The organism is Streptomyces sp. NPDC058579 (assembly GCF_042718575.1).
Classification (GTDB): Bacteria; Actinomycetota; Actinomycetes; order Streptomycetales; family Streptomycetaceae; genus Streptomyces.
This window is the reverse complement of record NZ_JBHXPI010000064.1, coordinates 17,490-28,693: the sequence shown is the minus strand read 5'-3', so window position 1 is coordinate 28,693 and position 11,204 is coordinate 17,490. Positions and strand designations below refer to the sequence as shown.

At 67.7% G+C, this 11,204-nt stretch carries 8 protein-coding genes and 1 pseudogene; 3 read left to right on the top strand and 6 right to left on the bottom strand.

All coding sequences use genetic code 11. From position 1 onward, the window contains the following. Positions 1–378: 378 nt before the first annotated feature. The 5 genes from ACFWRO_RS35425 to ACFWRO_RS35405 all read right to left on the bottom strand — a co-directional run bounded on the left by ACFWRO_RS35425 (position 379) and on the right by ACFWRO_RS35405 (position 6,670). The gene (locus ACFWRO_RS35425) at positions 379–1,737 is read right to left on the bottom strand and encodes an aldehyde dehydrogenase family protein (RefSeq protein ID WP_384518271.1); all 1,359 of its coding nucleotides are present in this window, start codon (positions 1,735–1,737) and stop codon (positions 379–381) included. Positions 1,738–1,951: 214 nt separating this feature from the next. Further along, complete coding sequence (locus ACFWRO_RS35420; RefSeq protein WP_384518268.1) at positions 1,952–2,956, bottom strand: hypothetical protein; 1,005 nt, start codon at positions 2,954–2,956, stop codon at positions 1,952–1,954. Between the two features lie 120 nt (positions 2,957–3,076). Beyond that, a complete protein-coding gene (locus tag ACFWRO_RS35415) occupies positions 3,077–3,946 on the bottom strand; it encodes an SDR family oxidoreductase (RefSeq protein WP_384518266.1) in 870 nt (289 codons plus the stop codon). 69 nt (positions 3,947–4,015) lie between these two features. Continuing rightward, complete coding sequence (locus ACFWRO_RS35410; protein WP_384518264.1) at positions 4,016–5,563, bottom strand: aldehyde dehydrogenase family protein; 1,548 nt, start codon at positions 5,561–5,563, stop codon at positions 4,016–4,018. A 144-nt stretch (positions 5,564–5,707) separates the two neighbouring features. Continuing rightward, positions 5,708–6,670, bottom strand: a complete 963-nt coding sequence (locus ACFWRO_RS35405) for an oxidoreductase (RefSeq protein ID WP_384518262.1) — start codon at positions 6,668–6,670, stop codon at positions 5,708–5,710. Positions 6,671–7,504: 834 nt separating this feature from the next. Between ACFWRO_RS35405 and ACFWRO_RS35400 the strand changes: the two genes are divergently transcribed. From ACFWRO_RS35400 to ACFWRO_RS35390, 3 genes are all read left to right on the top strand, one after another. Further along, positions 7,505–8,320 carry an SDR family NAD(P)-dependent oxidoreductase gene (locus ACFWRO_RS35400; RefSeq protein WP_384518259.1) on the top strand — a complete coding sequence of 272 codons (816 nt, stop codon included), beginning with the start codon at positions 7,505–7,507 and terminating at the stop codon, positions 8,318–8,320. Positions 8,321–8,530: 210 nt separating this feature from the next. Further along, positions 8,531–9,466, top strand: a complete 936-nt coding sequence (locus ACFWRO_RS35395; protein WP_384518257.1) for a cupin domain-containing protein — start codon at positions 8,531–8,533, stop codon at positions 9,464–9,466. 350 nt (positions 9,467–9,816) lie between these two features. Then, positions 9,817–10,269, top strand: a complete 453-nt coding sequence (locus tag ACFWRO_RS35390) for a hypothetical protein (RefSeq protein ID WP_384518254.1) — start codon at positions 9,817–9,819, stop codon at positions 10,267–10,269. On the opposite strand, the pseudogene ACFWRO_RS35385 reads toward ACFWRO_RS35390, so the two are convergent. Beyond that, positions 10,266–11,103, bottom strand: a pseudogene (locus tag ACFWRO_RS35385) (IS5 family transposase). The gene ACFWRO_RS35390 and the pseudogene ACFWRO_RS35385 overlap by 4 nt on opposite strands. Positions 11,104–11,204 lie beyond the last annotated feature (101 nt).

Below are 11,204 nucleotides of genomic sequence, written 5' to 3'. Positions count from 1 at the left end.
CGCCGGCCGGCCCCCGCCCGGGCCGCCGGGGGGGGGGGCCCCCCGGCGGCGACGCGGTCATCGGGGGACCCCGCGGTAGAGACGGATCCGGTCGGGGTCGGGGTTCCCTTCGTCGTCGGGGTGACCGGCGGCGTGGTCGGCGGATGGGACTGCGTGCCCGCCCCCCGGCCGCAGTCCACCCCGACGGCATGCCGCGCGCAGGCGGCCCGCAAGTACGGCGGCTGTTCGAAGGCCAAGCCACCTCGGGCCGGTTGGGACGGCCGAGCGGGATGCCTCGCAGGGAGTCCATGAGCCGGGAGTGCGATGACGGGCGTCGAGGAATCCATGGAGCCTCGCGAACACCGGGCGCGCAGTCTCACCCTCGTTGCCGTGTGTCGTTCAGAGGGTGACGACGACGAACTTGCTCTGTGTGTAGTGGTGGAGGGCTTCTATGCCCATCTCGCGGCCGTATCCGCTGTCCTTGTAGCCGCCGAACGGGCCTTCGACCAGGCCTGCCCGCCAGCCGTTGACGAAGACCGTGCCGGCCTCCAGCCGGGCGGCGAGGCGGTGGGCGCGGCCCAGGTCGGTGGTCCACACTCCGGCCGACAGGCCGTAGTCGGTGTCGTTGGCGAGCTGAACGGCGTGGTCCTCGTCGCTGAAGCGGGTGACCGTCAAGACCGGGCCGAAGACTTCCTCACGGGCGATGCGCATGTCGCTGGTGACGTCGGTGTAGACGGTCGGCTGCAGATACCGGCCGGCCGTCTCGGCGACCTCTCCACCTGTCGCGAGCGTGGCACCCTCCTTACGGGCGATGTCGAAGTACTCCTGCACCTTGTGGAACTGGGCCTCCGTCACCGTCTGGCCGTAGGACTCGCCAACGGTGACGTCGCGCAGTTCGGCCAGGACCGCGTCGACGAAACGGTCGTGGATCTCGTCGGCCACCAGCAGGCGGGGCAGAGAGAAGCAGACCTGTCCCGCGTTCGCGGTGAACGCGAACACCACGTCCTTCGCCGCGGCCTGGAGATCGGCGTCGGCGAAGATCACGTTGGCTCCCTTGCCGCCCAACTCCAGGGTGACGGGGATCAGCCGCTCCCCGGCCTCGCGGGCGATGGAACGGCCGGCCGCGACCGAGCCGGTGAACGCGATCTTCCGCACGCGCGGGTGCGCGACCAGGGCTTTGCCCACGCCATCGCGGTCACCGGTGACCACGTTGAGGACACCGGCCGGCAGTCCGGCCTCGGACGCGATCCGGGCCATCTCCAGCGTGGTCGCCGAGGTGAACTCCGAGGGCTTGCTCACCACCGTGTTGCCGGCGGCCAGCGCCGGGGCGATCCCGCGCGCGGCCTGGTTGATCGGGGCGTTCCAGGGAGTGATGACCCCGACGACGCCGAAGGGCTCCCGCCGGGTGAAGGCGTGGGAACCGGCGCCGATGTCCACGGTGTCACCCTGGGGAAGGTTCACCAGACCGGCGTAGTACTCGAAGAAGTCGGCCGCCCAGGTCAACTCGAAGGGTCCCTGCCATTCGGGCTTGCCGCCCTCCGCGGCCTCCAGCGCCCCCAGCCGGGCCGCATCGGCCCGCAGGCGTACGCCAATCTCGGTCAGGATCCGGCCCCGCTCGGTCGGCCTGAGGTCCCGCCACTCCGCGAGAGCGGCGGACGCCGCGTCCACCGCACGCTCCACGTCGTCGGGGGAACCCACCGCGATCTCGCCGACCGCTGCGTCCGACCAGACGCTCCATTCGCCGTTCGCGGGAGCCATTTCCTGACCGTTGACCCAGTGTGAGTATCGCTTCTTCATCGCAGCAATCCTTTGCGTTTCTTCATTTTCCGACGGATTTGATCGCGGCCCGTACACGCCTTGGCCGCTGTGATCGAGTGGACTAGGTGGCACCCGTGCTAATCCCGAGAAATGACGGCGTGTCCCCCTTTCGCTCGGATATTCGGAGCTCCGAGCGCTTCTCGCAGTGCGGGGCTCAGGACCGCACGATCTTGGCGAGGCGGGCGGCCTGCGCGTCGATGGCCTGGGGGCCGTTACCGGTTAGCAGGGCGTGCTTTTCGTCCCAGACCACTTTGACCCCTGAGGGGTTGAGGGCGAGGCTGACGTCGTATCCGGCGTCCTTGAGTGCCACGTCGACGAAGTACGGAAGCCGGGTGCGCTTCCCGGGAACCTTGGGGTACTGCGAGGCGAGCACGATCCGTTCGGCGACCTGCGCGAACGTGGTGATCTTGGCGCCCTTGAAGCCGTGGTTGTTGTTGGTGATGACCTCTCCGTCCTTGCGGACGCGGTATCGGGCCGAGGTGAGGGCGACGGGGCCGTGACAGATGAGCGAGATCGGGACGCGGTTCTCCTGGAGGCTGTTCAGCAGTTCACCCATCCACGGGTTGGCGTGGACGTCGACCATCGGACCGTGACCGCCGGGCGCGTGCATGAAGGCGATGTCCCGGAAGGAGAACGGTTCGTTGGGGTCGCGGTCCTTCTCGACCAGTTCCTGGATGGAGAAGTACTTCTTCTCCGGCAGGGCCTCGAAGCCGGCGACGACCTCGTCCCGGATGGAGATGGCCTCCTTGTCCGTCTTGGGCAGTGGCTCGGAGACGGGGATGCGTCCGAGATGGCGTCGGCCCAGGGCGAGTTCGTCGTTGCGGCGCTTGACGAGCTTCGGGTTCTTCTTTCGCAGACCCTCGGGAGTGAAGTTCTTGCGGGAGCTCTGGACGGTCGTGCGCGCCGCCACGCTGCCCGTGTTCTTGCCGCCCATGAAGTTGAGCCCCAGGCCGTTGACGTCGATCTGAGGAGGCTTGCCGTCCGGCGTGACGAGGATGAAGTCGTAGTCCTTCTCGAACTGCGCCAGGACTGCGGCGACCTCGACGAGGAAGAATCCGGTGGGGAGGCCGGGATGGTCGACGGGCTCACTCAGGTGCAGCGTGCGTGCCGAGGAGAGCACGATGAGGGCCTGGGGCCGTGAGGTGGCGGATCTGGACATGGCAATTGTCTCCGTTCTGGTTGCGGGTTCTGACGGACGGTCGGGCACCGAAACTGGTCCTGCGTGCGGCCGCCGCACGTGGCGGCTGTGTCCGGCGGGCTGCCGCCGCTGCGCGGTGTGTCAGTTCTCGTTGGTGCGGGCTTCGGTGAAGTCGTCGGCGTCGGTGGAGTAGGCGAGGTCCTTGGCGGCTTCCAGAGCCGTGAGGCGCTCACGGAGGCCGGCGGTGACGAGTTCGTAGGCGTCGGAGCCGAGGGTGAGGCGCTTGGGCGCCTCGTCCTGGTCGGCGGAGGTGATGATGGCCGCGGCGATCTTGGCCGGGTCGCCCGGGTTGGGGAGGGCGGGTACCTCTCCGGCGAGCATGCGGCGGAGCAGGCCCGGTGCGTGATCGGCGTACTCCGGCATGGGCTTGGCGATGTCGGCGCTGGTGCCGGCGAACTCGGTACGGGCGCCGCCCGGCTCGACGAGGGTGACAGCGATACCGAAGGGGGCGATCTCACCCGCGGTGGACTCCCAGAAGCCCTCGATGCCCCACTTCGTGGCGTGGTAAAGCGACAGGGCCGGGAGCGCGATCTGTCCGCCCATGCTGGAGAGCTGGATGATCCGGCCGCCACCCTGCGCGCGCAGGTGAGGGATCACCGCGCGGGCGAGCTGGATGGACCCGGTGAGGTTCGTCGCGATCTGCCGGTCGATCTGGTCGTCGGAGAGTTCCTCCGCCGCGCCGAGCAGGCCATATCCCGCGTTGGACACGACGATGTCGATGTGTCCGAGATCCGTGAACGCCTGCTCGACCACCTCGCGTATCCGGGTGGTGTCGGTGACATCCAGTTCGGCGCGCCAGAGCCGGGAGCCGTACTCGGCCGCCAGGCTGTCCACGGCCGCCGCGTTGCGGACAGTGGCCGCGACACGGTCCCCGCGGGCGAGCAACTGCTCGGTGAGCTGCCGCCCGAAGCCCGACGACGTGCCGGTGATGAACCACGTCTTGTTCGTCATCTCGATCTCCTGAAATTCGGTAAGTGCCGCGCCGGAGTCCGGGCCGGCGGGGTGCGGTGTGAAGCCGGTTCAGCGGTTGCCGAAGAGCACGGCGTAGGGATGGGGGTCGTTGCGGCGGCCGGTCGCGTAGGCGACGTGCTTGACCTCGGTGTACTCGTCGAGGGCGTTGGGTCCGAGCTCTCGTCCCAGTCCGCTCTGCTTCATGCCGCCGAAGGGGTAGCGGGCGTCGACGACGTGGAAGTCGTTGATCCAGACCATGCCGGCGTCGATCCGGTTGGCGACGTCCATGGCGCGTTCGAGGTCTTCGCCCCACACTCCGGCGGAGAGGCCGTACTCGGTGTCGTTGGCGATCGCGATGGCCTCCTCGATGGTGTCGTAGCGGATGACGGCGACGACGGGGCCGAAGATCTCCTCCTGGGCGATACGCATGTCGTTGGTGACGTCGGTGAAGATGGTGGGCTCGATCCAGTGGCCGCGTTCGAAGCCAGGTCCGGTGATCACGTGGCCACCGGTCGCGAGGGTGGCTCCCTGCTCAAGGCCGGAGGCGATGTAGCCGAGGATCCGGTCGCGCTGGCGGCGGGAGATGACGGGGCCGAAGGTGGTCTCGCGGTCGGACGGGTCACCGATGCGCAGCGTCTTGATCCGCTCCACCATCCGTGCCACGAACTCGTCATGCAGGGAGGACGGCAGCAGCAGGCGGGTTCCGCTTTCGCAGCCCTGGCCGGAGAAGCTCAGGAAGGAGAACAGGGCGCCGTCGACGGTGTGGTCGACGTCGGCGTCAGGAAGGACGATGTTGGGGCCCTTGCCAACGAGTTCGAGGGACACCTTCTTCACGTTGGCCGAGGCCCGGCTCATCACGTCACGGCCGACGGCCGTCGAGCCGGTAAAGGCGATCTTGCGGACGTCCGGGTGCTCGGACAGGCGCGAGCCGACGACCTCGCCGGGACCGGTCACCACGTTGAAGACGCCCTTCGGGAGTCCGGCGGCATCGAACTCCCGGGCCAGTTCGAGCAGGGTGAGTGGTGCGTGGGAGTCGGGCTTGACGACAACGCTGTTGCCGGCGATGAGTGCGGGGGCGATCTTGTTCATGCCCAGCTGCATCGGAACGTTCCAGGGAACGATGGCCGCGACAACGCCAACAGGTTCCTTGCGGAGATATCCGCCCAGCGCGTTGTCGCCGATGACAGGAGCCTCCTCCTGCCACGCGTAGTCCCGGCCCAGCTCGGCGATGTCGCGCAGTTCGCTGATCGTCAACCCGATGTGGAGGAGCTCGGCGACGGTGATCGGGACGCCGATCTCCCGCGACTGCAGTTCCGTCAGCTCCGTGAAGCGCGCCTGCAGCCGGTCGGCGACGGTCTGCATCAGGTCGGCACGCTCTACGACCGGCATGTCCGCCCAGACCCGCGACTCGAAAGCCCGCTTGGCGGCCGCTACCGCTGCATCGGTCTCCTTGCGGCCAGCTTTGGCGACCGTGGCAAGGAGAGATTCGTTCGCGGGTGAGTGGATCTCGGTGTGTTCGTCGGTGTCGACCCAGGCACCGTCGATGAACATCCGGTGGTGCGGCACGTCATCGTCAGTGGCGCCCGAGAGGCGCGACTGCTCGTGAGTGGTGGCCATGGCTCTTCCTTCGATGTGTTGACGGAAGGGTGCGGGGAGTGGGTGTGCCGGAATGGGGGACAGGGGTCAGATGAGAGAAGCGGTGTGCAGGCGCGCATCTCGCCAACCGTGGCGGTCCGACGAGGAACTGGCGTGATCTGAAGGTCAGTTGAAGGCGTCGACGCCGGTGAGTTCCGCCGACCAGGTCCACAGTCGTGCGGCCTCGTCCGGGTCGATCGCGTGCTCCTGGACGTCGCCTCGTTGCGTACGGCTGTCGAAGACGGAGGCGATGTCGACGTCGTCGAGGTAGAGCCCGCCCTTGCCTTCCAGCAGCGGTGAGGTCGCGGCCCAGACCTGGGTCGCGGCGCCGGCCTGAGGCGACTTGCCGAAGTCGGGGGTGAGGTTGCCGTCGGCGTCCATGGCACCGGCGGCGATCAGATCGGCGTCACTCAGGTAGCGGCCCAGGTGCGTGACGATGACGCCGGGGTGCAGGGTGAAGGCGCGGACACCGGTATCGCGTGCCAGGCGGTCGAGGTGGACAGCGAAGAGGGAGTTCGCCGTCTTCGACTGCCCGTAGGCGGCCCAGCGGTCGTATGCGCTCTGCTCGAAGAACGGATCGTCCCAGCGCATCGGCGAGTAGAAGTGCCCCCGCGAGGAAACAGCAACCACCCGGGCGTCACTGTTCAGCATGGGCCAGAGCCGGTTGACGAGCGCGAAGTGACCGAGGTGGTTCGTGGCCAGCTGGAACTCCCAGCCCTTGGGGCCGACCCGGGTGAGCGGTGCGGCCATCACGCCGGCGCTGTTGATGACCATGTCGATGCTCCGGCCGTCGGCTTCGAGGCTGCGGACGTAGGCGGCGATGCTGCCCAGGTCGGTCAGATCCATCGCACCGACCTCCACCCGGGGAAGGTCCTTCAGCTCCCCCAGGGCGAGCTCCGGACGACGAGCGGGAACCGCGACGGTGGCGCCGGCGCCGGCCAGGGCCCGCGTGGTCTCCAGGCCGATGCCCGAGTACCCGCCCGTCACGACAGCGAACCGACCCGTGAGGTCGATGCCGTTGAGGACATCGGCCGTAGTGCTCTCGGGCCCGAATCCGCTGCCCATGGGAGTCTGCTGTTCCTTGGCCATTTTTCTGCCACCAATTCCGGTCGTGAGTTGCTGTCCGAGCGACGAGGCGGGCTATTTCCAGGGGCCCGCATCCTCGCTTGGGCAACACGCTACGTCTTCGGTAGCGAGAGCTTCCATGCCAGAAGCGCTCACTCTCTTGCCCCTGCGTCTCATTCGCTTGGAACAGGGGACATGGAGCGTTGAGGTGCGCCCGTACGTCAAAATTGCTCGCTCAAGCTCGTCTGAGATTCAGTTCTCAGACCTCGGGAGCAATCCCTGCCCCCTCCTCAGCTGAGCCTTTCCCCTCATTCCGAGCTGGCCAGATGAAGGGTGAGGACTGCGGAGACCCGCGCCCATCGCCCCCTGCAGGGGTACAGCCAGTGGCGCCGGCACCCCAGTACCCCTTGCCTGTCCACCACTTGATCCCAGCCTCAGTGAGGGCGCCGCCCGCTCCCCGCCACAGGTGCTGGTCGGGGGATTCCGAAGGCGGCACGGTGATGGCATTCGAGTACTGGTCCGACGGTCGCGGACCGGGCTCCGCAGAGCGTCCTGGTGCCCGACTGGAGGAGGCGGTGGAGTCGAGCCTCCACTCCGACTCCTTACGGATCTCGACCGGACTGGTCGGCGCCGATCACCGGGGGTGATCCGTTCTCGGCGTCGCCAGAACTGAGCGTCACCCGGCAGGAAGGTTGCACCGGAACCTGACGTCGCGAACCAGACTCGGTCGAGAACTATTGAGACGCTGGGGTATGAAGATGACTCTCTCGGCTATGGAGAGTATCGATTAGCGAGACGTAGCGTGGTTGGGCGTGAGGGGTCGTCCCTCCGTGAAGACCATGACAAGGACGTATGACCATGAGCAAGATCTGGTTCATCACCGGGGCATCCCGTGGCCTGGGCCGTCACTTCGTCGAGGCCGCAGTCGCCCAGGGTGACAAGGTCGTCGCGACCGCCCGGAACATCGACGGCGTCAAGGACCTGGCAGTCAAGCACGGAGACGCCGTGCTTCCGCTGCAGCTCGACGTGACCGACCGGACGGCGGCCATCGCCACCGTACGGGAGGCTACCGCGCACTTCGGCCGTCTCGATGTCGTCGTCAACAACGCCGGCTTCGGCTTGTTCGGTGCGATCGAGGAGATCGCCGAGCAGCAGGCCCGCGACCAGATCGAGGTCAACTACCTCGGCGCGCTGTGGGTCACACAGGCGGTGCTGCCGCAGATGCGCACCCAGGGGTCCGGCCACATCATCCAGGTGTCGTCGACCTTCGGCGTCGCGGCGTTCCCGCTGTTCGGCGGCCACCACGCCTCCAAGTGGGCCCTGGAGGGCTTCACCGAGTCGCTGGCCCAGGAAGTAGGCCCGCTCGGCATCAAGGTCACGCTGGTCGAGCCCGGCGCTTACAACACCGAGTGGGCCGGCCCCTCGCTGGCCGCCGCCGAGATGATCCCCGCCTACGACCCCGCCCGCATCGCAAGCCAGGAGTTCGCCAAGACCATCGTCCCCGGCGACCCCGCCGCGGCCGCCCAGGGCCTCGTGGAGATCGCCAACGCCGAGAACCCGCCCCTGCGCGTCTTCCTCGGCACCGCGGGCCTCGACTGGCTCCCCGCGATCTACGCCGACCGCCTCAAGACCTGGGACGAGTGGGCCGACCTCTCCCGCCGCACCCTGAAGTAGCCCTCACCGCCGACGTCAGCACACCTTGCACACGCTGGGCGGGAAAGACGCGGAGCAGTGTGGCGCTGCGGAACCTCGCTGCGGTGTCACACTGTCAGGAGGGACTTGAGTCTCACACAATGAGAGCACCAATACTGGTATGCCTCGTCTACATACTTCTGCATCTCACCCAAGGTGCGGAATCCCATCCTGCCTAGATAGCGTGACCACATGGATGTACTTGCCGACGTGCTGGCGTCAACCGGGTTCACGGGAGCACTCCTCGCTCAGCTTCGTTCTAACGGATCGCAGTGGGGGTGCGAACTCGACCAGGGGAGCATCGCCGGATTCCATCTGATCGCCGACGGAGCATGCTGGCTCCAGACGGCGAACATGGCACCGATACAGCTGGTGTCCGGTGACGTTGTGCTGCTCCCCCGAGGCACCCCGCACCAGCTCCTGGGCAGCCCCGGAACCGAGACCCGCCCCTACTCGGAGATCGCAGCTGAGAACCCTCCAGGCCGCGCGGGCGTCGTGGACATGGGCGGTGATGGCCCGCAGGTCCGCGTGGTGTGCGGCAAATTCCAGTACGCAACGTCCACGGACCGCCATCCGGTGCTGTCGGTCCTGCCTGAGGTGGTGCACGTGCCCGGCATGGCGGCGGACCCCCAGCTCCAGAGCGTCGTCCGGCTCCTTGCCGCAGAGGCCACCAATGGTCAGCCAGGATCCCGAGCGGTCGCCACCCGGCTCACAGAAGTGCTGTTCATACTGACCGTCCGCAACTGGCTGGAGCGCGCCGACAACGAGGACTTGGGCCCGTCATGGCTGACCGCTCTTCGCGACCCCGATATCGGTGCCGCGCTGTCGCTGATGCACGAGCAGCCGCAGGAAGACTGGACCGTCGACAGCCTCGCCCGCGCTGTGGCCATGTCCCGACCTACATTCGCCCGCCGGTTCAAGTCAGCCGTCGGCGCCAGCCCCCTCGCCTACCTCTCCCGGGTGCGCCTTGATCAGGCCGCCCGACAGTTGCGGGACACCAACGACTCACTCGGCATCATCGCTCGCAATGTCGGCTACGCCTCCGAGTACGCCTTCTCCCGGGCATTCACGCGCGAACTGGGTCTCCCACCAAGCCGCTACCGCCGCACAGCCACCGTCGACGCCTGACGCTCATGGGACTGCACCGGCCGGGAACACGAGCTGGCCGCCAACCCTGATGAGCACCAAGTTGTTCACAGTGGCGTTGTGGGCCCACGCAGCGTGTGGGGCGCTGCTTGGGGTGCCCGAAAGACGTTGTTTCACTTGGTGAGTCGTCGGTAGATGAGGGAGTGTTCTGCCTTGCGTTCGTAGCGGCGGTGGAGCTAATGGCAGCCAGCGGTGACATACCTCAACGGTGAACCTCGGCATCCCGTCATTCAGCGAACTCGCCGCTCGCACTGCCGCCATCGGCGAAGGCAACCCATGACCGGGTTGAAACTCCCTGGCCACAGCCCTGCGTCGCCATTTACGCTCCGCCCATGCACAGTGTCTTCGTGTTCCCCGCTGGAGAGTCGACCGCGACAGCCGCACGGCTCGACCGGCTGATGCCCGGCAAGGACGGGTACTGGTCGGATGGGAAGCTCTTCATCGACCTCATGGACGAGCAGGGCGGTCACCTGTTCGTCGGCTGGACTCCCGAGGACGTACGCCTGCTGGACTCCACGCTCGGCCATCGCCCGGCCTGGGCCCTGCTGGTCAGCGTCTCCAGCCACATCGACGGTACTGCCGAGATCCGGGCCCTCTTGTCGCACGTCCTCGAAGCCGGTGGCGTCGCCGTCGACGACTACTCCGACCGCTGCTGGACGCTCGAAGAGATCGACACCGAGTGCAAGGTCGATGGTCTGGGCTTCTTCGACTTCCGCACCCACGCCGCACGGCACGGCCAACAGACCTGGACTATCGCTCGCGCAAGTTCAGGGAGGCAGGTCTAGCCATGTTCGACCACGTCGTCGGGCTGCGGCCCGAGGAAGCGGCACGATGGACTGCGCTCGTCGAGCAATGCCAGCCCGTCCTCGCGGGCGAAGGTGAAGGCAAGGAGGTGCTCTGGCTTGCCTTCGTAGCGGCGGTGGAGCCGGCGGCAGCCGGCCAGCCAGGACATGGTCCGCTCGATGACCCACCGATGGCGTCCAAGTCGTCGGGAGGCCTCGATCCTCTGCGAGCGATCCGTGGCGTGATGCCGCGGGAGCGGAGCCATTGCCGCAGATGGGGGTAGTCGTAGCCCTTGTCGCCCTGGAGCTTGTCGGGCCGTCGGCGGCGGGGGCCGCGGCGGCTGCGGATCGGAGGTATCGACGCGACGAGCGGCTTCAGCGCAAGACTGTCATGGGTGTTGGCCGCGGAGTTGGCGACCTCGACCGGCAGGCCGGACCGGTCGGCGACGAGGTGGATCTTCGATCCGTTCTTGCCGCGATCGGCCGGATTCGGTCCGGGCAGCAGCCCCTTTTGAGAGCCCGGACGCTCACTGAGTCGACGACGAAACGCGACCAGTCCAGGTCCCCTTGGGCCCCGAGTTCATCCAAGATGACTCGGCGGAGACGGGCCCAGACCCGCTCCTTGCTCCAGCGGGCGAAACGCCGGTAGACCGTCGGCCAGGCCGGCCCGAACCTTGGCGGCACCTGCCGCCATGTGCAGCCCGACGTGGCCACGAACACGATCGCGGCCAGGCACTCACGATCCCCCGCCCGCCGACGGCCACCTCCCTGCGGCCGCACCACCACTGCCTCCGGCACCACCCTGCGGAACAACTCCCACAACTCATCCGGCACCAACCGCTCGGCAAGCGGCTCGCGGACCCCCGCCGACGTAGACCAGCGCCCCGTCGGTGGCGCGGGCCACCGCGTCGACGCCGGGCACCAGCGGGTAGGCGCCC